The sequence below is a fragment of the Pedobacter sp. UYEF25 genome (genome assembly GCF_054061655.1).
In genome coordinates this window covers 379,241-400,905 of record NZ_JBSSEL010000002.1, presented here as the reverse complement: position 1 = coordinate 400,905, position 21,665 = coordinate 379,241, and the positions used below count along the sequence as shown (strand labels likewise).

The following is a 21,665-nucleotide window of genomic DNA, read 5'->3' as shown; positions in this document are numbered from 1 at the left end:
AATAAGAAAAGTTTCTAATTTGAAATTACGATTTTTAAACATTAGAAATTATTTCTTCCATTAAAAGCCATAGAAAATGTTTACGGATGAATGCATGTGAATAGAATTCGGTTGAAAGTCTATAATAAGCTCACTTTGTAATAAACTTAAACAGATTTCGCTAGCTCAATGTAAAAAGTACTTCCAACATTTTCTTCACTCTCAAACCAAATTTTGCCTTTGTGCCAATCTATAATTGTTTCGATTATAGACATTCCAAGTCCTACTGACGGTTCGCCTCGTAATCCAGGCCGGCGAGCAGGCGTGAATTTTTCGAAAAGCGTAGCGTGATGTTTTTTCGGAATGCCAATGCCATTATCTGCAAGGGCAATCAAAATACTTTCTTCTTTATCTGTGATGTCGATGCCGATTTTCCCACCGTCAGGAGTGAATTTAATGGCATTAGAAATAAGGTTTTTAACAACTTGCATAAACTGCTTTTCATCTATATCTGCATAAATTTCTGGTAGGCTGCTTTTAAACTCAAATGCTATCGCTAATTCCTGAGGTGCTGTTACATATTCTTCAATAACATTTTCAATTGTGCTGATTAAATCCTTCCGTTCTTTTTGAAAATCTACATTTGCGCTTTTAATAAATTCGAGTTGAATAAATTCCTGTATCATTTGAATACAGTTTTCGCTAAGTTTTCCAATCGACGTTAAAATTGTATTTAGTTGTTGGTTTTCCTTTACCGGTAGTTTTTTCGATAAAACATAGGTAAATGTCTTGATAGAATTAAGAGATCCGGCCAAATCATGCGACATAATATTTAAAATTGCATTCTTTCTTTCGATCACTTCTTTCAACATATTTTCGTTCGCTCTGAAAGCGGAAATGTCTTCCATTCGGCCGGTAATAATCTGCTCTTCCTCTGTTTGCTCGCCCTTCAATAATGCCAATCGAAAGACTCGCTCAGGGTGATCCTGCGTGCCCAACATTCGAAATTCGATATTTTCCTTGAAAATGTTACTTGATAAAGCCGCGCAGGTTTTCTTCAATGCCCTTCGATCGTCTGGATGAACCATGAGGAAAAAAGCTTCGCGTGTATGTGTCTTAGACTTTAACTGAAAAAATTTTTTAAACGATTGATTGGTGTATACAAACTGACTTGTGGTGACATTAAAGGAGAAGAAAAGATTTGGATCATGTTCGGCAAAGGATAAGAGTAGATCTGGAGTTGTTTTCATAAGTAAAGAAAATGGACGGTTTTTGCTTTTCCTCAGTCCATTAGGTAAAGATAATGTATTAATACTTGCTATGTTAACTCAAACCTAATTAAGGTAATTACTAAGACTCCTGCATTCCCAATTCTGAAGTGTTATTGCTAAAAAAAAACCTACTTTATTCGGACTACAACACGTTTCTAGCTATTTATACTTATTTTTTATGAAAACAAATTGCTGGATAAATAGAGGTCTTCTTAATTTAAAAAATATAGGTTAGTCCGCTCAGATTAACACTTATAATGGGGGATGAAAATACCGCTTATTCCACTATTAAAAAAAAAACGGAAACTAACTTTATTTACAAGGGTTCTTAGCAAACCAATTTTTAGTTCAAAGATCAAGTTTGTTTCCTGCTGTTAGGAAATATTCAATCGGAGAAAACTATTTTTTAAAATCAATTGTAACTTAAATTCACAGTTAATGAAACATAAAGATTCAGGAAAGCAAAATCAAGCTAGCAGGAAGATAGACGATCTTTCGTCAAACATGGAAGACGGTCAAAATCAAAAGCTGACTACCAATCAGGGATTGAAAGTTAATGACGATACAAATTCGCTAAAAGCAGGCGATCGTGGCCCTACACTTCTCGAAGATTTTATTTTAAGAGAAAAAATAACTCATTTTGATCACGAACGTATTCCGGAACGGATTGTTCATGCGAGAGGTTCTGGCGCACATGGTGTTTTTAAAGCCTACAGTGCCGATTTTTCAGCTTACACCAAGGCGGGTTTTTTAATTGAGCCAGAACGGGAAACCCCAGTGTTTGCTCGATTTTCTACCGTTGCAGGTTTTCGTGGTTCGGCAGATGTACCTAGAGATGTTAGGGGTTTTGCAGTAAAGTTCTACACTGAAGAAGGCAACTACGATTTGGTGGGTAACAACATGCCGGTTTTTTTCATTCAAGACACCATCAAATTTCCTGATCTAATCCATGCAGTAAAGCCAGAACCGGCTACAGAAATACCACAGGCGGCATCCGCACACAATACCTTCTGGGATTTCATTTCTTTATCTCCAGAAACAATGCACAACATTATGTGGTTGATGAGTGATCGAGCCATTCCTAGAAGTTTAAGGATGATGGAGGGTTTTGGGATTCACACTTTTAGATTAATTAATAAGGAAGGAAAAGCGCACTTTGTTAAATTTCATTGGAAACCTTTGTTAGGGGTCCATTCAGTTGTGTGGGATGAAGCGCTTAAAATTAATGGTCAGGATCCCGATTTTCACCGTAGAGATTTGCATGATGCAATCGATACAGGTGCTTTTCCGGAGTGGGAATTAGGCGTGCAGATTGTCCCAGAACAAGACGAACATAAGTTCGATTTCGATTTATTAGATCCCACCAAGCTTATTCCAGAAGAGCTTGTTCCTGTAAAAAAGATTGGTAAAATGACATTAAATCGGAATCCAACTAACTTTTTCGCGGAGACAGAACAGGTTGCCTTTCATCCCGGCCATTTAGTTCCCGGCATTGATTTTACAAATGATCCTTTGCTGCAGGGCAGGTTGTTTTCTTATACGGATACGCAATTAAGTCGATTGGGGGGGGCGAATTTTCATGAGATTCCGATTAATAGATCATTAGCACCCGTCCATAACAACCAACGAGATGGCATTGCCAGAATGGAGATTAATAAAGGCAACACGAGTTATCATCCAAATTCTATTGCCCTGGGATATCCAGAACAAGCGAAAGAAAGTGAAGGCGGTTTTGCAACTTATCAAGAACGTGTTGATGCAAATAAAGTTAGGGCAAGAAGCAAAAACTTTATGGACTTTTTCAGTCAACCGGCCTTATTTTATAACAGTTTGTCAGAAGCCGAGCAAAGTCATGTTGTTGACGCTTTTTGTTTTGAATTGGGTAAAGTTGAGATGCCTGAAATTCGTAAGAGAACAGTAGGCTTACTAACGCAGATTGATGGAGATTTAGCTAAAAAAGTTGCCGACGGTTTAGGATTAGAAGTGACTCAACCGGAAGAACCAATAAATCATCAATTGGGGGCAGACGCCAATCCAGAAGACTATGTGCCGATTAAAGTTGATTCTAAGCTTAAAGAATCACCGTCATTGAGTATGGCCAATACGCTTTTCGGCAACATTGCCACTAGGCAAATTGCGTTCCTAGCTGCTGATGGCGTTGACGGAGTTTCGGTAAATAATATAAAATCTGCGCTAGAAGACGCAGGTGCCGTTGTAAAGATTATCGCACCACACGCAGGCTTTATTAAAGATGCGGATGGAAAAGAAATAAAAGTCGATCATACATTTTTGACGTTTTCGTCGGTGTTGGTCGATGCAATTTTTATTCCGGCAGGGGAAAAAAGTATCGAAGCATTAAGGGCTATACCAAAGGCAATTCATTTTATAGACGAAGCTTTTCTACATTGTAAAGCAGTTGCGTTGGATAATGGTGCTGAAGAACTAGTTAAAATGAGTTATGTGACTAATTATTTGCAAAATGATGTCGACAAACTTAAACATGTGGGGCTTTTAATAGGCAATAGCCATGAAGATGCTTTTTCAACAGCATTTGTGGCGGCTGTTGGAAAACACCGTTTCTTCGAAAGAGAAAAATCAAATAAAATTCCTGCTTAACCACATTTAGAGAGGAATGTAATGCATTCCTCTTCTTATTTTGACTTATGAATGAACTAATTGATGCAGCAAGAATAGGTGATCTCGATAAGATTGCCGCACTTAATAGAGGTGGGCATAACGTAAATGGTAAGGATGATAAGGGATATACTCCGCTCATTATCGCAGCGTACAACAACCGTTTCGACGCGGTTAAAAATTTATTGGCATTAGGGGCTGATGTCGACGCAGCAGACAATGGAGGCAATACGGCTTTGATGGGTGTGTGTTTTAAAGGATATTTTGAAATTGCAGCGCTTTTAATAAAAAACGGCGCGGATTTAAACGCTCGGCATGGAAACGGAGGTACAGCACTTATGTTTGCTTGCATGTTTGGGCGAAATGACCTCGTTGCGCTTTTGTTAAACGCTGGCGCAGATAAAAAGTTGATGGATAGTAAAAATCTTATGGCTGTGGACCACGCCGGTATGCAGGGAAACCTTGCTGCAATTGATCTCTTGGCCTAAAAATTAAGTGTAAGTTTTGGAATTAGAAATATATGCCATAATGTTGTTTAAGTTCAACGGGAAGTGCGCATTGAAAAACATCAGTAAAGGCTAAAATGAAAATAGGAATTATAGCGCATTTAAAACATCCTATAAAGCCTCCCTTTAAAGGTGGACTAGAAGCTTTTACTTTTCTAATCACTAAGAAGTTGATTGAGAGGGGACATGAGGTTGTGCTTTTTGCTAGCGCTTCATCCGATAAGAAATTAGATTTGGTAGCTATTTTGTCTGATGTTAATTATTATTCTGAAACTGGTGTTCGGCAAAAGAGCAGAGATATGTCGTCAGAATATATCGAAGAACATCATGCGTATCTTAAATTAATGTTAGAGATTGACGGTTATGAATTAGACGTTTTGTTTAACAATAGTTTGCATTACATTCCCCTAACAATGGCCAGTTGCATTGCCACACCTATGGTTTCTGTGTTGCACACGCCACCATTTTACGAATTAGAACTCGCAATTTCGGCAGAGCGAAAAATTCCTGTAGTGAGTTATATAACGGTCTCGGAAAAGAATGCGCGCTCTTGGGATAGATTTGTAGGTGAAATTGGGGTTATTTATAATGGAATAGATTTATCAACCTGGACATTTTGCGATGAAGGAAGCCAACAAGATTATGCCGTGTGGTTCGGCAGGATTCATCCCGACAAGGGGTTGGAATATGCGATCGAAGCTGCTAAACTGGCGGGGATTAAATTAAAAGTAGCCGGCGCAGTGGGAGATAAAAAATATTATGCTTCCAAAATAGCTCCACTGCTGAACGACGGAGTTGAATTTGTTGGATTATTGAATTCAGAAGAGTTGAACAAATTAATTGGTACAGCAAAAGTTTGTTTGGTAACACCCGTGTGGGAGGAGCCTTTTGGTTTAGTAGTTGCAGAAGCAATGGCATGCGGAACGCCCATTGCTGGCTTCAGCATCGGTGCACTGCCAGAAATTGTGACTAGAGAAGTCGGGCGGTTAGTCAATTTTGGCGAGACAGCGAATTTAGCAATAGCACTAGTGGAAGCAAGTAAATTAGATAGAAAAGCGGTGCGTATTTACTCCGAAAAACACTTCGATATTGAAAAGACGGTCGATCAATATGAAAATTGTTTAAGTCGGTACAAAAGATAGAAATTCATCATCATGCAGATTATTCGATTAAAACGACATGGCAGAAAACTCCAAAATTATTTTAGATCGGCAAGCAGCTGTTAAATATTGTTTAGTAGAAATAGCAGCCAGTGCTGCCGAAAGTGATTTACCAGACCTACCGCCCAAAAAAGAGTTTGACCTCTTAGCGGAAGCTGGCCTCTTAAAGATTACGTTGCCTGGAGAAGATTTAGATTTTAATTTACCAAGAACTAAAGGTCTTCTCCAACTGCTAAAGGAGATTGGAAAAGCCAATCTTTCTATCGGACGAATTTATGAAGGGCATATCAACGCACTACATTTTATTCATTTGTTTGGTACGTATGAGCAAAAAAAATTTTGGTATAGCGAAGTGATTAATCACAATGCCTTATTTTCTGTTTGGAACACTCAAGCAAATAATGGTGTCGTGTTTGGAGTCAAAAATAACATATTAGAGGTCAAAGGAGAAAAGACCTTTAGCTCAGGTGCGGCGATTGTTTCTTACGCTTTAGTAACAGGAAACATCGACACCGAACTGCGAAAAGGCTGGCAGATGATGATTGTGGATATGTCCAAAATAGGAGCGGAGAGAATCGATAAGTCGACATGGAAGACGCTAGGGATGAAAGCTTCGGGAAGTTATATTGTAGATTTTTCTGGTTATAAAATTCAGGAAGCCGAACTGCTAGGCGAACCCGGGAACTATTTGAAGCAACCTTATTTTAACGGTGGTGCAATACGATTTGCAGCCGTGCAACTTGGAGGTGCCGAAGCAATTGCCGAGGCCACAATAAGTTACCTAAGTCAAATGAATAGGACAACAGATCCACTTCAGAATACTCGGGTTGCCAATATTATGACGAATATAACATCTGGCAATTTGTGGATCAATCAAGCTGGGAAAAATTTCGACAAATGGGTTGAAGAAGCAGGTAGGAGCGGCGATTTAATTGCTTTCGCCAACATGACTAGAACTGCAATTGAGCAAATTGGAATTTCTGTGATGAAAGAAAGCAACGATTGCGTGGGTGCGAGAGGTCTAATGCATCCTTTTCCGTTTGAGCGGCTAAATAGAGACCTTACTTTTTACCTACGCCAGCCTGCACCTGATGCAACAAAGCTAGCCATTGCGCATTATTTTTTCGAAGAGCATTATGAAAATAAACCTGCTAGATAAAAAAAGCTTTTTCAAAGATGCAGAAGAAATCTTCGAGTATGATCTCGATTATTTTGACTCATGCTTGGTACTGGCTCCACACCCAGATGACGAATCCTTAGGTTGTGGGGGATTAATAGCTTTATTTAGATCAAAAAACATTAAAGTTAATGTTGTCGTCACAACGGATGGAAGTCAATCCCATCCAAATTCTAAAGCATTTCCGGCAAAAAAAATCACTGAAATTCGCAAGGAAGAAGTTAGAAATGCATTAAAAATTCTGGGAGTAAGTTCTAAAGCGTTGCATTTTCTAGATGGAGTAGATTCTTCGCTTCCTACTAAAGGCCACGAGGGATTTAATGGGCTTAAAAAACGATTAATTCAGCTCATCGTCGAAACTGCACCCACATTAATTCTAGTGCCATATGAACTCGATCCGCATTGCGACCACCGGGCAACTTGGCAACTTCTAAATGAGGCTTTAGGCAATGATTCAGTTATCAAGGTTTGGGAATATCCAATATGGTTGTATGAATTAGCTGGCGCTGATGACATCCCTAAATTAGGTCCTGAACAACTTAAAAAGATATCGATTGAACATTTCTTAGTTAAAAAAAAGCAAGCCATTGAGTGTCATATTTCACAAACGACGAGATTGATAGCTGATGATTTAACAGGTTTTATGCTGCTCCCTGAAGTAATAGCCCATTTTCTTAGCCCATTTGAATACTTTTTTGACAGACGATGAAGAAGAATAGTAATAGCCTAGGTTCCAGTTACTTCGATAAAGTTTATGAAGAAAATAGCGATCCATGGAATTTTGAGAAAAGCGAATATGAGCGGGAAAAATATTCGAAAACAATAGAAAGTTTATCAAAGGAAAAATACAAAACCGCCTTAGAAATTGGCTGTTCGATTGGTGTGCTTACGCAGCGTTTAGCAGAGCGATGTGTAAGTTTGATTTCGATAGACATTAGCAAGGATGCTTTAAAAAGTGCAAAAGATCGGTTAAAAGATCTATCAAACGTACAACTGCATTTGGGTTCAATTCCAACAGAGATTCCTGTTGGCCCTTTTGATTTGATTGTTATGAGTGAGGTTGGATATTATCTTTGCATGGATGATCTTAAAATAGCAAAAGAGGAAATAAAGCGTCGCCTGGATGAAAACGGAGAACTTGTTTTAGTACATTGGACACACGAAGTCGCTGATTATCCACTTTCTGGAGATGAGGTAAACGAATTGTTTTTGAAAGATGAAGATTTTAAGTTGATTCATCAGTTTAAAACGCAGGATTACCGTTTAGAAGTATTTACTAAAAGATGAGTGATGCGCTGTAAAGTTGGCTTTTACATCCATCACCACGGTAGCGGTCATTTGATGACTGCGCTAGCCATTTCAAAACAATTATCTGCCGATAAAATTTTCTTTTTAGGCAGTAATCTCAAACCTTATCAGAGTATAATTCCAGACCATATCTCTTGTGTTCATCTTCCGATAGACATTTCAATTGACAATGAAGGCATTGACGAATCCTCAGAAAGCTGCGAGAATTTTCATTACGCTCCTATAAATGTAAAAGGCATAAGAACACGTAATCACCTTATAACGGGATTTTTCGTTGAGCAATATCCGCTAATTTTAGTGGTTGACACTTGTCCAGAATTGGTGGCGTTGGCTCGCCTTTGCGGGATACCAACAATACTTATTCAACAACACGGTGAGCGAAACGATCTCGCGCATCTGCTGTCGTACGATAGTGCGACAGAAATTATTGCGCCGTTTCCAGAGAAGATTAGGCCGCAAACTCCTCTTTGGGTGCATCAAAAGACTTTTTATTCTGGCGGTTTTTCGAAATATGATAGTGTATCGGTATTCAATAAAGAACGAAGCGATTACATCGGGATTTTGATCGGAACAGGAGGAACTTCTCTGAACATTAGATTTGTAATTCATCTGGCAGAAAGTTTACCTTCCTTTAATTTTAAAGCAATAGGCGAAATGGGAAATCAAGAAACTGGAAGGATTGCAATGCCTAAAAACCTGGTGTTTACTGGCTTTGTTGAAAATCCGGAGGCAGCGCTTACCTCTTGCAAAATAGTAATAGGGAATGCAGGGCACAATACCGTTATGGAAATGGCAACAATGCGCAAGCGTTTTATCTGTGTACCCGAAGAACGCCCTTTTTTTGAGCAGATTGATAAGGCCGACAAAATTAGAGATGCCTTCGGAATTGTCATTGTTCTACCGGCAAAATTATACACTACTAATTGGGATGCAACCATTAGAAAATTAGCTGCCAAAAAAGCGAATTGGAAGGGTATGATTAATCCACGTGCTGTTAAAAACATTTGTGATAGAATTCAAAAATTAGCTACAACTTTATTCAAGTTGAATTAAAAGTTAACTAATTTTTGCCTGTTCCATTTCATGCGCACTGGGCGCTCTTAGAATAACCACTTGTTCCTTCCAGGCTATCAAGTTCATGTTTTTAAAACTTTGTAGCCATCCGTGCATAGGCCATTTGTGCCATATGCTATAAAATCTATTCGCATTGCTAACAATGTCTTTTAGGTGATTTATGGGGGGATCATAACTCTCGTGATATTGGTGATACGCAATAATGTTGGTAGTCTTTAAAGGCACTTTTTTTTCTCTTGCTCTAAACGCAAAATCTGTGTCTTCTGCACCGTAGCCTTTATATCCTTCATCAAAACCACCAATATGGTTAAATATTTGTTTGCTACATCCAAAATTCAGCGACCAGAAAAGCTCATATGGCAGCTTTTGGATGTTTGCTCTAACCGGATCAGGAACACTAAGGGGTATCAAAAAATCTAAAAACTGTGCGCTTTTTGTTGCCCCGTTTTCAAGGTAACGAATTGCGCCCGCCCAAAGATGTACGTTATCAATTAAGGCGACATAATTTTTTATAAGTTCTTGGTCAGGGATGCAATCCACATCTAAAAAAACTAACTTTTCAAAAGAAGCCAATCTTGCGCCTGTATTTCTTGCTTTTGCTAAAGGTATATTTTCTAAATCGGCTAGTTCTTGAGTTACAATTTTGAACGGCGTAGTTGGTAAAGCACAGACATCGTCGTTCATAAATACTATAACAAGCTCATCTGGCATTGTCAAACCCCGTGTCAATCCTTCTAGCAAATTCAACAGCGCCTCTTGTCGTCCTTTAACTAGTGTAATTACCGAAAGTCCAATCATCTTTATGCGATATCTTTTAAAGTTCTAAACAGATTTGTCGGCTGTTTATTTCTGTAAAAAAACTGCCGCATATCCGCTATAACGTCTGTTATGGGCGCAAGCGGATAAGCATCATCCCATTTTCCACCATCGCTCATTTGCTTCTCTACCTGCTCCCATAGCGTGCCAAAGTAGTGGTGTTTTGGGGCTTCCTCGATCAACCAGTTTAGTTCGACTTTGAGCCTAATGCCAATCGCAGTGAAACTTTTCAACTTATGTGAAGATTCTAGCGCAGACCAGCAGGTTCTCAATTCATATTTACCTTTAAAGATTTCAGTAAGTGATTCTAACGTGTCTACATAAATTTTTTCGCCTCTTTTGGTCATTTCTCCCCATCGCTGCAGCTGAACTGAGAAACCAAAGTCTACTTTTCCTTCTAGGCGCGAAGAGGTATGAACCTTTACGTTTGGGCACATTCTCATTTTTGCATCAATTCTAATTAATGCTTTTCTAAACTCTTCATCTTCTAAAAAAGGGATTGCTGGAAGTCTTCCAGCACGTTCGTATGTGCTGCAGGTTACTGCCAAACTTGGACCGAAACACTGGAAATGTCTTGGCCATGGGTCATTCTCAGATGGATTCAATAGGGCATCTAACCGACTTACATAGTGTCTGTAAGTCACATTCTGTAGATGATAGCGCTTGCTTTGTATGGGCGTATTTTTGGGTAGAATTCTTCCGCCCACCACCTCATTGCCTTTTTTAATGGCTTCTAGAATGTGAAACATCCAGTGCTGATCAACTTCGCTATCACCGTCGGTAGAAGCGATAATTCCTTGTGTATTATGATTAGACAAAAAACGCTCATAGGCTTCATCCATTAACATCCGTCTCACCGTTCCGATGTGTGCATCCTTTCTCGGAAGCCATATTTCTGCCACGTTTAGGTGGAGCATAGGATGGTTTTTTTGATAGTCTAAAGCAATTTCAAATGATCTATCAGTGCAATTGTTTGCAAGTAGGAGCACCTCATAAAGCCCTTTATCTAAAGGCTTTCCGTCTAAATCCAGTTGATTGTTTAAAGCGTCTAGTGTAGCAATTAAACCATCAGCTTCGTCCTTTACAGGAAGAATGGCCGATAATTGAATTCCTGAATTTTGGCTCTTGAGAAACAGTTTTTTGGACATATAAATACTTGGATGAAGTTAAAAACCCCAATCCAAGCACTAGGTTTAGACATATTCTAAATTCCGTGTTTTTACTAGTTAAAGCCGTCTTTTGATGGTATAATAAACCTAAGCAGTGGTATTAATACGTTTATGGCCAATGTGGGTTAGCAGACAGTAATATGCAGGTTAATTATTTTGATGTGGATCGCACCGATTTAGAAAAAAGTTAAAGCTAATCCAAAAACTTAGATTAAGTCCATGATCTAAGTCGGTTTTAGAATTGGGGTTAATTAAAATTTATTGACAGTTTGAAAATTAATGATGTCTTAATTGGAAGTTTGAGTTTGGAATTATGACTGGTAATATACGATTTATATTTCCATAACTTTATAAGGAGAGCGGCCTAAAATAGATACGGATAAATAATAAACACCCCGTAAAATATGTTGTTACGTCGATTCTTTCATTTTCGTGAGATACTCATCGATATAGTTTCCAATTTTGACGATATCCGAGGGGAGAAAAATACTATTGGGAGAACACGTCCACGTATTTCCAGACTTCGTAATTATTCCGACGTTTAATCCATTTTTAATCAATGTAAAAACTTTTTGGTCGTAGAAATCCGCTTCACAGAAAATACTTTCCATTTTTCCCCAATTCATAAACCGATAACCGATACTTATTTTAGTTTTCATTGGTTTAGCATATAGAATAGTTAATTCGATATTTTAAGAGATTGGTTGTTTTAAAAAACCATTCATCACCGCAAAATTAATTAACGAGGCAGTGTTTTTTGAGCCTGTTTTGTCAATTAATGTCTGCCTATGGCCTTCAATGGTTCGTTTGCTTAAAAACAGTTTATCTGCCATCTCATTGTTCGTATAGCCTTCTGCTATTAAATATAAAACTTCAATCTCTCGAGAGGTCAACTCCACATGTTTATATGTTTGATCTGACAAAAAGTTTAAATCTTCAATAAGCTTTTCGATCAGCTTCTCTGAAAGTTCATTGCAGAGGTATTTCGTTCCTGATTCTACTGTCTTAATCGCAAACATCATTTCTTCTGGCCCTACGTTTTTTAAAAGATAACCTAAACAACCTTCAGAAAAAGCCTGTGCAACATATTTTTCATTGTCTAACATAGAAAGGACCATGATTTTTATATCGGGCCATCTTAATTTGAGTTCCTTTATTAAACTAATACCGTCCATCTCTGGCATATTCAAATCGGTCAAAACCATATCGGGTATTAGTCCGTTGCCAATCATATCGATCAGTTCCTTTCCGTTTGCGGCGTCTCCAATTACCTGAACTCCAAATTGAGATTGTAGCAATGCTTTTATGCCATCTCTTACAATAACATGGTCTTCAGCAAGTAGTATCTTTAGCATATTTAGTGGTTTAGTTTTTTTGAGTTTTCAATGTTTTTTAAGACCTCTTTTAAGCGATCTACGTGAATGGTTATCTCCTGCATCCTTTCTTTTCTATCAGCGGCTAAAGCAATACTGGTGTGAGATGTGTTTTCCAGACTAAGTAAAAAATTTCTTCGTTCTTCCATCATCCTCAGTGCAACCCAAAGTGTTTCTTCCACTTTATTGGCATATTCATTTTCTAAAAAATGCTCAGAAAAGGTATGCCCGGTAAAACACCTATACCTATAAATTCCGTGTTCCTCTATTTTTGTCATAATGCCTCCGCAATCAGGACACGTAAGTGCGGTCGGGGCACCAAGTTCACTCGTTTCATCATAGCGGCTGCCCATACTAAGCGTGATGTCAGACTCTAATTGGATCTGTTGGGGTATTTCGGAAACCTTACATCTAGTTCTGGTGTAAAGATCTAATAAAATATAACCCATATCTACAATTGGTACTCTGTAATCTACTTCAATATTGTTAATTACACTTTGAGGCATGTCGGGAAATTCTGCCTCTTTTGGTTCTTGTACGATGCATACTCCTCCTGATTTTTTTATCGCTATCATACCTGATGTTCCATCATCAAGCAAACCAGTTAAAATAAGTCCGGTTACGCACGAGCCATAATTTGCCGCCGCAGTTCTAAAAAGCACATCTATTGACGGCCTCCAGTGGTTTTCTTTTGGTCCCTTTGTTACTCTAATCAGCCCCGAATCCAACATCATATGTTTGTCTGCAGGTGCAAGGTATACTTTTCCTGTTTCTATTTTTGTGCCATTTTCTGGAATTTCTACAGTGAGTTTCGAACTTCGATTGAGTAGATTTAGCACATTTTCAGTAACGGCATTTTTGCTTAAGTGGATCACAATAAATATTGCTGCCTCAATATCTTCTGATAAGGAAGAAAGTAAATTTGATACAGCGGCTAACCCTCCGGCGGAGGCTCCAATGGTGATGATGTTTGTAGCTTCTCGACCTTTCATTTTTACATTTCCATATAGTTAACCAGTGGAAAACAAATTGTAAATTTTGCCCCATTTCTCCCATCTATTTCTAATTTCCCCTTTAAAAGCGAAACCCTATTTTTAATTCCTCGTAAACCAGATCCAAGTCGTAAAGCTTCCTCTATTTCCTGCGAGAATCCCTTTCCATTGTCGCTTACAGAGATGGTAATGTGTTTTTGATCTGCAGCAACTTTTACCCGTGCTTGCGCTGACCCAGAATGCTTAATGCTGTTGTTTAATAGTTCTTGGATAATCCTAAAGATGTAAAGCTGTATGTCTGTCGGCAGTAAATCTGTTGCCTGATCTATGGTAGAAAGTATTTGAAAGCCCGAGTGGTTCATCCTTCGGACCATATCTTTTATGCCCGCGGCAAGTCCAAAATCCCTCAAAATAGTGGGGTGAAGATCGTTTGAGATTGCCCTTAGCTCTCTAATCGCCTGATCTAACAAAGATCTAATATCTATTAAAGCAGTTGAAGTGGCTTCGTCTTTATGGAAATGGTTTATTTTAAATCCAATCCCATATAAAAGCTGACAAACGCTATCGTGCAAAGCTGAACTTATTTTTTCTCGCTCTTTTTCCTGTGCTTCAATGCCAGCTCTACGCAACATCATTTCCCTAGATCGTTCCTCTTCCTCAATGACTTCCATCATTTTTTTACGTTCAGAAATGTCGATTATTATTCCTGTAAAATATCCCGATTCATTAAGAGCTTCAAAAGCTTTTCCCTTAACGAGTACGGTTTTGGTCCCCTCAGTTTTTGTCAGAATGCGCAGCTCTAAATCTAGGTCTTCGCCACCTTTAAATCTGTTTAAAATTTCTTTCAGTTTTGGTCGATCCTCTTCAACCATCAACAAGCTAATCTGTTTTATAGTTATGCCTTGCGAAAAATTGTCGAGATGCAATATCTGTTTACTAAACTCATCTAAATAAACAAGTGAATCTTGTGACTTTGTCCGCCAAGTGCCCGTATGAGATGCTTCTAGCGTATGATTTAGTTGATCGGTGGTTTCTACCAACTTTTGTTGCGCTTGTTTCGCCTCTGTGATGTCTGTTATGGTAAGGTAGAATGCATTTTCACTCGTAATGGGATGCGAAATTACTGACGCATCTAGTCGGGCGAAAATTGTTTTTATCCCGTTAGAAACAAGCCTCAGCTCAGTTTGGCCTCGTTTCTGCATCATTTGAACCGATCGGATAAAGCCGTAAAATCCTTTCCTATCTTCTGGATGAATAAAAATAGCTAAATTTAATCCTACTATCTGTCCAAAAGAAAATTGAAGCATCAAAACCCCTATTTCATTTATTTCTTTAACTTGAGCATTTGAATCTAGGATTAAGTAGCCTATTGGTGCCGAATTAAAAAGCCCAGCAAATTTTAAACGCTCCATCTCCAGGGCATAATGGGAAACCTTTAACTCGTCATTCTGCATTTCAATTTCGAGTTCGTAAATTTCTAACTCATTCAGCAGCACACCGAGTTCATTGTTCAAATGAATGGCTTTATCCGGACTATTTCTCTGCAACATCTGTTCCGCCTTAAGTCTAAGCGCGCTAAAGATGAGGTCTTTTGCAGCTGAATCTTGTTTTCTATCCATTATGCTTCTCGAAATTTTAGAACCGTTAGGGGCAAACCGTCCGTTTTTGTAGCAAAACTATTTATGGAAACATGTAATCTAAGCGATCCAATGCCGTTGAAAAGGTGTTGTAAAAAGAATTCCTCTTCCTTTAATGAGTCTGTTGAGAGTTTTTCGGAGAGGATACTCAACTGCCATTTGTTGTTAATAATTTCAAGAAAAGAAAGTTCACTAGTTTCGGCTTTTGTAAAATGAAAAAGGTGTAAAAATGAGCTGTTGCAAACCAAAATCTTTTTCTCCCCATCTAAAACAACAGTAGCTTCAGAAAATTCGTCTATTAAATTCTGCGTATAACTTACCAATCCATTAATTTGGGCGCTCATAGATTTTAAGGGCGTAATTTGGGTAAAGGTAAGTACCGCTCCACTTATAAAGTTATCCAAGGTGCGGTAAGGCATCATTCTCAAATTATACCAATCATTATTTTTGGTTTTCACTTCTAACTCTTTGCCCACTAAAGTGGCTATCACACCCTTAATGGCTAAGTCTATCGACGGATATTCAAAATTAGAGACAATGTGTGTGATTGAGCGGCCTAAATCGCTAGAAATAACGTTGAACAATTTGGTTACTTGTGGTGTAAAACGTAAGATATTTAGGTCGTTGTCTAAAAATATCGTACCAATCTCAATATTGTCTAATAGATTCTTCATGTCATTATTCAGCTGCGTAAGCTCCTGACCTTTAGACTGATATTGTAAGTTAATTGTCATCAGCTCCTCATTAAGAGACTGCATTTCTTCTTTGGTTGTCAGTGCCTCTTCATTAGTGCTTTGGTGTTCTTCATTAGTGCTTTGAAGTTCTTCATTAGTCGATTTCAGTTCTTCTAATGAGGTTTCCATCTGCTCTATGGTGGTGTGGAGTTGTTGCTTTGTATAAATCAACTCTTTTTCTAGTTCTTCAACTGCACTATTGGTGGCCTGATTTCTGTTGTTAGCTCTTTTCGTTGCTGGTTTTGCTGCAGGTTTTTTATAAAAGGTTATGAGCAACAATCCGCTTAAAGCAGGATCTATTAAATATTCTACACTAAAACTAGCTATAAATGGCTTGTCTGTATCTTTAACATTTATCCCAGCCACTTCTATCTTTGTATGGGTGGTAAAGGCTTGATGCAGCGCGTTGCCGATCGCATATTTCAATTCTCCCTTAGCCATCCTATTGATATTCATTACGGCTTCACCCGGATGGACTTGGATAAAGTTGCCCGTATCGCCATTAACGTAAAGAATATCGCCTCTATCATTTACCAATAAAGAAGGAGGTGTGTAGTGATCTAAAAGAATTTTATTAAAATGCTCTGCAACGGGGCTCTTGGCGTTGATTTTAGTCGAGAGGCCTATTTTTGCGAGTTTATTTTGATTTGCGATATTGAACGGAAAATCTAATAGTTTCCCCAACGAGGAAATGCCTTCTTTTCGCTCAAAAATTTTCCATTTCGAGTCTACGGTATTAAACACATTTAGAAAGCCGCCTACCGATTCTGCGGGTCCTAAGAATAACAACCCATCTACATTTAACGAATAGTGAAAAATGGGAATAATCTTTTTTTGGAGTTCAATCGTTAGATAAATCAACAGATTACGACAACAGATGAGATCCAATCTGGTAAAAGGAGCATCTTTGATAAGATTGTGCTGCGCGAAGACAATCATTTCTCGAATTTCCTTTTTCACTACATATCCGCTGGTAAATTTAACAAAGAAACGTTCTATTTGCTGTGGAGTTAGTTCCGAGGCAATATTTGAGAAATAGGAGCCTGCCCTTGCTACATCTATGGCTCGAGCGTCTAAGTCTGTTGCGAAAATCTGCGCTTTAGGTTTCCGCTTACCCGGTAGCGTATCTAAATATTCTGTAATTAATATCGCTATAGAGTAGGCTTCCTCTCCTGTAGAACACCCTGCCACCCAAATACGTATCGGTTCTTGTTGGTTTTTACTACTCAACAAAGTGTAAAGATGTTCTTTAAGCGCGTCAAATGCTTGTTTGTCTCTAAAAAACTTTGTTACTCCAATTAATAAATCATTAAAAAGCACATCTATTTCTGTGGGATTTTCTCGCAGAAAGTTGACATAGTGCTCATAATCTGGCAACTGTTGAAAGGCAACACGTCTTTCAATTCTTCTAGAAATGGTGTTTTTTTTGTAAAGCGCAAAGTCGTGTCCGGTGTGAGAACGCAGCAACATCAAAATTTTCTGAATATGCACCAGATTAGACTTATAAGCGTTCGTACCATCGTCGGCAGAATTGTTAAGAAGCGGATGATTTAGATATTGGATCAGCCTGGTCGGCATCTCTTCTGGCAAAAGCACATAATCTGCCATTTGCGTCCCTATAGCTGCTGATGGCATACCTGGATATTGTGCGTTTTCTGGTTCTTGAACCATTGCCATCCCGAGTTTCTCTTTAATCATCCGGATGCCCGTTTCTCCATCGGCACCAAAGCCCGAAAGAACAATGCCCACCGCAAGGTTCCACCGATCTTCTGCAAGACTCTGAAAAAAGTGATCAACACACATATTCGCACCTTTTTTCCGAGACGCACGAAACAGCAGCAAAAACCCATCATGCATGCCAACATCCATGTTTTTTGGTGCCACGAATATGGTATTTTCAGCAACTTTCATTCCATCCTCAATAAACTTTACCGGGATGGAAGAAAAGGATTCAATACATTCCTTATAATTTTGTTTGTCATCTAAATCTTGATGGATAATTAAAACAAAAGCCATCCCCGATTTTGTAGGCATATGCTTAAAAAACAGTTCTAACGCCGTTAGGGCTCCGGTAGCGCCGCCAATGCCAATAATAGGAAAGAGATCTTGTTCACTATCGACCGAATGTGATTCGCCATCTATACGAATTTTGTCGGGTAATGTTGTTTCTTGATTTTTCATTGTTATATGGTTGATAGCGCGGTGCGCTAATTTAACCAATAAAATCATGGAACTCTATTAAAACCAGTCTTTTTATTGCGTCTTTAAAATTCGGCACTTTAAACGATTTTATTAAACAGATTTATTGGGGCGGATATTTGATTTGCAACATGTGCATTTTGATTTTTTTTAACTCAAAACGGCTAACCCATTCATTACCATTGCGTAAAGGAGTGTTTTTAGCAACTGTTGAAGAGTGTCTATAAAATTGCAGCCCTTTAGCATCACCATCCGAATCACTTGCACAAAGTATTTTACAGGATTGAATTCAATTATCATTTGCGCCCATTTTGGCATACGCTCAATCGGTGTAAATAAACCACTAATGAAGATAAAAATTACTGTAAAACCCCGGGCGATAAACATAGCTTGATGCTGTGTATTTGTAAAGTTCGAATGTAACAAATGTGACACTAACACCGCAAACTAGTAGCTACATTTATAGCGTAAAACGGGAGATGAAAACTTCTAAATAAACAAAAAATCATGGCGAGAATAGTTGTTCTCGGTGCCGGTATTTCTGGTCATACTGCAGCATCTTATCATCAAAAAGAGTTATCGAAAGACCATCGCGTTATAGTTGCTTTTCTAATTAGTGTTTGTAAAAAGATTCTTCCATATTTCTCGATAGGTTTTAAAAAGGTGAACGCAGCAGATCTTGAAGTTGACCTTAAGCCATTTAATAAGAATAGGCGCGCCGAATTTCTAACAGCCAGAGTACAAAATTGCTATTTAGAGTAGGACATCGGAAATGGTCTCCATATGTTCAGACTGAAATTACTTCAAATGATAAAAATACGTTATCATGAGATTAACCAAAAAGATCAGCAACACCGCTGTTCTTGTGCAAATCGATGGCTTTCCGGTTTTAGATGCTCTAATTCTAAACTAGACATTGATGAATATCGTAAACAAGGCTCATTCCCGGAATTGAGCAATAAAAAATAACAAATATAAAAATGGATGTCGAAATTTTAAGTAGAATTCAGTTTGCGTTTACCATCAGCTTCCATTACATCTATCCGCCTTTAAGTATTGGCTTGGGTGTAATGTTGGTGGTAATGGAAGGTATGTTTCTAAAAACCGGAAATAAGGTTTATGAAACGATGACTAGGTTTTGGATAAGGATATTTGCGCTTATTTTTGGCATTGGTGTGGCTACCGGTATTGTAATGGAGTTTGAATTCGGAACCAATTGGGCCACTTATTCTAGGTACGTCGGCGATATATTTGGCAGTGCACTCGCTGCAGAAGGAATTTTTGCATTTGCGCTAGAAAGTGGGTTTCTCGGACTGCTTCTTTTTGGTTGGAATAGGGTTTCGCCAAGAGTCCATTTCTTCGCTACTATTATGGTCGCTTTGGGATCTATGTTTTCAGCAATATGGATTGTTGTTGCCAATTCATGGCAACAAACTCCGGCAGGATTTCATATTGTAGGAACCGGATTGAAAATGAGGGCAGAAGTAACCGATTTCTGGGCAATGGTATTTAATCCATCGTCAATAGATCGACTCTCTCATGTTCTGATCGGAGCCTTTTTAGCAGGTTCTTTTCTGGTATTAAGTGTGCACGCCTATTACATTCTTAACAACAGACACATAGATATTTCCAAAAGGGCTTTTAAACTTGCTTTGATTGTAGCATCGATATCTGGGCTTTTGCAGTTGGTAACAGGTCATAATTCTGCAGAAGGTGTTTCTATAAATCAACCAGCAAAATTAGCGGCTTTCGAGGGTCATTATGACAGCTCGAAAGTGGCAGACATGTATCTTTTCGGTTGGGTGAATCAAAAAAAGCAAGAAGTAACAGGGTTAAAAATTCCAGGCGGATTGACCTTTTTGCTACATCAAAACTTTACTACGCCAGTTAAGGGGCTAAATGCATTCCCTAAAAACGACAGACCAAAACAAATAAATGCAATTTTTCAGGTCTATCACATCATGATCGCTATTGGGATGTCTATCATTGCGCTCACTTTATTTTCATTGTTCCTTTGGTGGCGGGGTAAGTTATTTAAATATAAATGGTTGATGACCGTATTCTCTTTTGCCGTTTTACTCCCTCAGCTTGGCAACCAGGTAGGATGGTTTTCAGCAGAAATGGGTAGGCAACCATGGGTAGTTTACGGATTATTAAGAACTAGCGATGCGCTTTCTAAAGCCGTTAGAGCAGAACAAGTATTGTTTTCTCTAATCCTCTTCACTTTCGTCTATTCGGTATTGTTTATCTTATTTCTGTATCTGCTCAATAAAAAAATTAGACATGGATTTGGGAAAGATATCCCCGAAGATGCCATAGGATTTTCAAAAAGTAATAACCCTATATTGAATTGATATGCAAACATTTTTAGGACTCGATTATCCAACTTTGTGGTTTTTAGTGGTTGGTGCAGTTTTTACCGGTTATGCCATTTTAGATGGATTTGATTTGGGCGCAGGAGCATTGCACCTATTCTTTAAAAAAGACGAAAGTCGGAGGATTGCTTTAAATGCAATTGGCCCAGTTTGGGACGGAAATGAGGTTTGGTTAGTTATTGGTGGAGGCGCATTATTTGCCGGCTTTCCAGAAGTATATGCAACTGTACTCTCTGCCTTTTATATTCCCTTTATGTTGTTTTTAACTGTGTTAATTTTAAGAGCCATCGCTATTGAATTTCGAAGTAAGGAAACCATGTTATGGTGGCGAAAAACTTGGGATATCGTCTATTCCTTATCAAGCATCTTAATCGCATTTCTATTAGGCGTTGTTTTAGGAAACGTTATACAGGGCATTCCCATTGATAAAAATTTCGAATATCAAGGAGGTTTTTTCAATCTCCTCAATCCCTATGCTTTAATAACAGGGGTCACTGTTGTAGCTATATTTATGATGCATGGTGCAACTTACCTCATTATGAAAACAGAAAAGAGGTTGCATACAAAACTCAGAGTTCTGGCCAAAAATACAAGCCGCTTTTTTGTAATTTCCTATTTCGCACTCACCATGGCAACATTAATTTATTTGCCACAGATGGCAGAAAAATTTAGAACGGAACCTGTCTTATTTTTAATTCCACTGCTTACTATTTTAATGATTATTAATACACGACGTCTTTTAGAAAAAGGGAAGTATTTCATGGCTTTTTTATCTTCTTCGTCTACCACAGCATTGTTGTTAATGACAGTGACTTTAAATCTTTTCCCAAATATTGTTCTGTCAACAATAAACCCATCATATAATATTAACATTTACAACGGTTCATCTTCAGAGAAATCTTTAGGAATTATGCTTGTTATCGCCGCAATTGGGGTGCCTTTGGTCGCTGCTTATACCACGTTTGTTTTCTGGACATTTAGGGGGAAAGTGAAAATGGATGATACCAGTTATTAAGAAAAGGGATAGACCGCACCTCCTTTGTATGTAATTGATTTCCTTTTCAAAATGGATGTTACTAATAAGACATTCTGTCAATAAAAATAAGGAGCAATAAGTTGCTAACAAGTAGGTCATTTCTGATTTAAGCCAGCTTAGTAATATATTTTGTAACGCATTCATTTGGTTTAGGTTTTATCATTTTCTCTTGTTATGCGATGGCTATGGTTTGTAAAAATTGTAGGTATCAGGCAACAAGGAAAA

At 38.3% G+C, this 21,665-nt stretch carries 19 protein-coding genes; 10 read left to right on the top strand and 9 right to left on the bottom strand.

The window, feature by feature from the left end:
- Nucleotides 1–146 precede the first annotated feature (146 nt).
- Nucleotides 147–1,229, bottom strand: a complete 1,083-nt coding sequence (locus tag ACVWYG_RS03735; RefSeq protein ID WP_457268789.1) for a sensor histidine kinase — start codon at nt 1,227–1,229, stop codon at nt 147–149.
- Between the two features lie 459 nt (nt 1,230–1,688).
- On the opposite strand from ACVWYG_RS03735, the gene ACVWYG_RS03730 reads away from it, so the two are divergent.
- From ACVWYG_RS03730 to ACVWYG_RS03700, 7 genes are all read left to right on the top strand, one after another.
- Complete coding sequence (locus tag ACVWYG_RS03730) at nt 1,689–3,866, top strand: catalase (RefSeq protein ID WP_457268788.1); 2,178 nt, start codon at nt 1,689–1,691, stop codon at nt 3,864–3,866.
- 47 nt (nt 3,867–3,913) lie between these two features.
- A complete protein-coding gene (locus tag ACVWYG_RS03725) occupies nt 3,914–4,372 on the top strand; it encodes an ankyrin repeat domain-containing protein (protein ID WP_457268787.1) in 459 nt (152 codons plus the stop codon).
- A 95-nt stretch (nt 4,373–4,467) separates the two neighbouring features.
- Nucleotides 4,468–5,532, top strand: a complete 1,065-nt coding sequence (locus ACVWYG_RS03720) for a glycosyltransferase family 4 protein (RefSeq protein ID WP_457268786.1) — start codon at nt 4,468–4,470, stop codon at nt 5,530–5,532.
- Nucleotides 5,533–5,569: 37 nt separating this feature from the next.
- Nucleotides 5,570–6,709 (top strand): acyl-CoA dehydrogenase family protein, encoded by a 1,140-nt coding sequence (locus ACVWYG_RS03715; RefSeq protein ID WP_457268785.1) that lies wholly within the window; start codon nt 5,570–5,572, stop codon nt 6,707–6,709.
- Nucleotides 6,687–7,436 carry a PIG-L deacetylase family protein gene (locus ACVWYG_RS03710; protein ID WP_457268784.1) on the top strand — a complete coding sequence of 250 codons (750 nt, stop codon included), beginning with the start codon at nt 6,687–6,689 and terminating at the stop codon, nt 7,434–7,436. Before ACVWYG_RS03715 ends, ACVWYG_RS03710 begins: the two co-directional genes overlap by 23 nt.
- Complete coding sequence (locus ACVWYG_RS03705) at nt 7,433–8,014, top strand: class I SAM-dependent DNA methyltransferase (RefSeq protein ID WP_457268783.1); 582 nt, start codon at nt 7,433–7,435, stop codon at nt 8,012–8,014. The genes ACVWYG_RS03710 and ACVWYG_RS03705 overlap by 4 nt, the downstream gene beginning before the upstream one ends.
- Before the next feature lie 3 nt (nt 8,015–8,017).
- Nucleotides 8,018–9,088: a glycosyltransferase gene (locus ACVWYG_RS03700; protein ID WP_457268782.1), complete on the top strand. Its 1,071-nt coding sequence runs from the start codon at nt 8,018–8,020 to the stop codon at nt 9,086–9,088.
- Between the two features lie 3 nt (nt 9,089–9,091).
- Here the strand turns inward: ACVWYG_RS03700 and ACVWYG_RS03695 are convergent, their stop codons facing one another.
- The 8 genes from ACVWYG_RS03695 to ACVWYG_RS03660 form a co-directional block, all read right to left on the bottom strand.
- On the bottom strand, nt 9,092–9,907 hold the full coding sequence (locus ACVWYG_RS03695) for a glycosyltransferase family 2 protein (protein ID WP_457268781.1): 816 nt from the start codon (nt 9,905–9,907) through the stop codon (nt 9,092–9,094).
- A gap of 2 nt (nt 9,908–9,909) precedes the next feature.
- On the bottom strand, nt 9,910–11,073 hold the full coding sequence (locus tag ACVWYG_RS03690) for a glycosyltransferase (protein ID WP_457268780.1): 1,164 nt from the start codon (nt 11,071–11,073) through the stop codon (nt 9,910–9,912).
- A gap of 431 nt (nt 11,074–11,504) precedes the next feature.
- The gene (locus ACVWYG_RS03685; RefSeq protein WP_457268779.1) at nt 11,505–11,753 is read right to left on the bottom strand and encodes a hypothetical protein; all 249 of its coding nucleotides are present in this window, start codon (nt 11,751–11,753) and stop codon (nt 11,505–11,507) included.
- Between the two features lie 33 nt (nt 11,754–11,786).
- Entirely contained in the window at nt 11,787–12,449 is a 663-nt protein-coding gene (locus tag ACVWYG_RS03680) for a response regulator (RefSeq protein WP_457268778.1), read from the bottom strand.
- Between the two features lie 2 nt (nt 12,450–12,451).
- Nucleotides 12,452–13,459, bottom strand: a complete 1,008-nt coding sequence (locus tag ACVWYG_RS03675) for a chemotaxis protein CheB (RefSeq protein ID WP_457268777.1) — start codon at nt 13,457–13,459, stop codon at nt 12,452–12,454.
- 2 nt (nt 13,460–13,461) lie between these two features.
- On the bottom strand, nt 13,462–15,078 hold the full coding sequence (locus ACVWYG_RS03670; protein WP_457268776.1) for a PAS domain-containing sensor histidine kinase: 1,617 nt from the start codon (nt 15,076–15,078) through the stop codon (nt 13,462–13,464).
- Nucleotides 15,078–18,011 carry a CheR family methyltransferase gene (locus ACVWYG_RS03665; protein ID WP_457268775.1) on the bottom strand — a complete coding sequence of 978 codons (2,934 nt, stop codon included), beginning with the start codon at nt 18,009–18,011 and terminating at the stop codon, nt 15,078–15,080. Before ACVWYG_RS03665 ends, ACVWYG_RS03670 begins: the two co-directional genes overlap by 1 nt.
- Nucleotides 18,012–18,179: 168 nt before the next feature.
- Complete coding sequence (locus ACVWYG_RS03660; protein WP_457268774.1) at nt 18,180–18,464, bottom strand: ABC transporter permease; 285 nt, start codon at nt 18,462–18,464, stop codon at nt 18,180–18,182.
- Between the two features lie 72 nt (nt 18,465–18,536).
- Here ACVWYG_RS03660 and ACVWYG_RS03655 point away from each other — a divergent pair, with 72 nt between their 5' ends.
- From ACVWYG_RS03655 to cydB, 3 genes are all read left to right on the top strand, one after another.
- Nucleotides 18,537–18,791 carry a hypothetical protein gene (locus ACVWYG_RS03655; RefSeq protein ID WP_457268773.1) on the top strand — a complete coding sequence of 85 codons (255 nt, stop codon included), beginning with the start codon at nt 18,537–18,539 and terminating at the stop codon, nt 18,789–18,791.
- Between the two features lie 218 nt (nt 18,792–19,009).
- On the top strand, nt 19,010–20,383 hold the full coding sequence (locus tag ACVWYG_RS03650) for a cytochrome ubiquinol oxidase subunit I (protein ID WP_457268772.1): 1,374 nt from the start codon (nt 19,010–19,012) through the stop codon (nt 20,381–20,383).
- Between the two features lies 1 nt (nt 20,384).
- Nucleotides 20,385–21,419 (top strand): cytochrome d ubiquinol oxidase subunit II, encoded by a 1,035-nt coding sequence (gene cydB, locus ACVWYG_RS03645; protein WP_457268771.1) that lies wholly within the window; start codon nt 20,385–20,387, stop codon nt 21,417–21,419.
- The last annotated feature ends 246 nt before the right edge of the window (nt 21,420–21,665 follow it).

Bases quoted from the DNA above. Each gene is read 5' to 3' on its own strand.
- ACVWYG_RS03650 (WP_457268772.1), top strand. From the start codon at position 19,010: ATGGATGTCGAAATTTTAAGTAGAATTCAGTTTGCGTTTACCATCAGC.
- ACVWYG_RS03710 (WP_457268784.1), top strand. From the start codon at position 6,687: ATGAAAATAAACCTGCTAGATAAAAAAAGCTTTTTCAAAGATGCAGAA.
- ACVWYG_RS03655 (WP_457268773.1), top strand. From the start codon at position 18,537: ATGGCGAGAATAGTTGTTCTCGGTGCCGGTATTTCTGGTCATACTGCA.
- ACVWYG_RS03725 (WP_457268787.1), top strand. From the start codon at position 3,914: ATGAATGAACTAATTGATGCAGCAAGAATAGGTGATCTCGATAAGATT.
- ACVWYG_RS03705 (WP_457268783.1), top strand. From the start codon at position 7,433: ATGAAGAAGAATAGTAATAGCCTAGGTTCCAGTTACTTCGATAAAGTT.
- ACVWYG_RS03675 (WP_457268777.1), bottom strand. From the start codon at position 13,459: ATGAAAGGTCGAGAAGCTACAAACATCATCACCATTGGAGCCTCCGCC.
- ACVWYG_RS03670 (WP_457268776.1), bottom strand. From the start codon at position 15,078: ATGGATAGAAAACAAGATTCAGCTGCAAAAGACCTCATCTTTAGCGCG.
- ACVWYG_RS03690 (WP_457268780.1), bottom strand. From the start codon at position 11,073: ATGTCCAAAAAACTGTTTCTCAAGAGCCAAAATTCAGGAATTCAATTA.
- ACVWYG_RS03680 (WP_457268778.1), bottom strand. From the start codon at position 12,449: ATGCTAAAGATACTACTTGCTGAAGACCATGTTATTGTAAGAGATGGC.
- ACVWYG_RS03665 (WP_457268775.1), bottom strand. From the start codon at position 18,011: ATGAAAAATCAAGAAACAACATTACCCGACAAAATTCGTATAGATGGC.
- ACVWYG_RS03695 (WP_457268781.1), bottom strand. From the start codon at position 9,907: ATGATTGGACTTTCGGTAATTACACTAGTTAAAGGACGACAAGAGGCG.
- ACVWYG_RS03735 (WP_457268789.1), bottom strand. From the start codon at position 1,229: ATGAAAACAACTCCAGATCTACTCTTATCCTTTGCCGAACATGATCCA.
- ACVWYG_RS03715 (WP_457268785.1), top strand. From the start codon at position 5,570: ATGGCAGAAAACTCCAAAATTATTTTAGATCGGCAAGCAGCTGTTAAA.
- ACVWYG_RS03720 (WP_457268786.1), top strand. From the start codon at position 4,468: ATGAAAATAGGAATTATAGCGCATTTAAAACATCCTATAAAGCCTCCC.
- ACVWYG_RS03730 (WP_457268788.1), top strand. From the start codon at position 1,689: ATGAAACATAAAGATTCAGGAAAGCAAAATCAAGCTAGCAGGAAGATA.
- cydB (WP_457268771.1), top strand. From the start codon at position 20,385: ATGCAAACATTTTTAGGACTCGATTATCCAACTTTGTGGTTTTTAGTG.
- ACVWYG_RS03685 (WP_457268779.1), bottom strand. From the start codon at position 11,753: ATGAAAACTAAAATAAGTATCGGTTATCGGTTTATGAATTGGGGAAAA.
- ACVWYG_RS03700 (WP_457268782.1), top strand. From the start codon at position 8,018: ATGCGCTGTAAAGTTGGCTTTTACATCCATCACCACGGTAGCGGTCAT.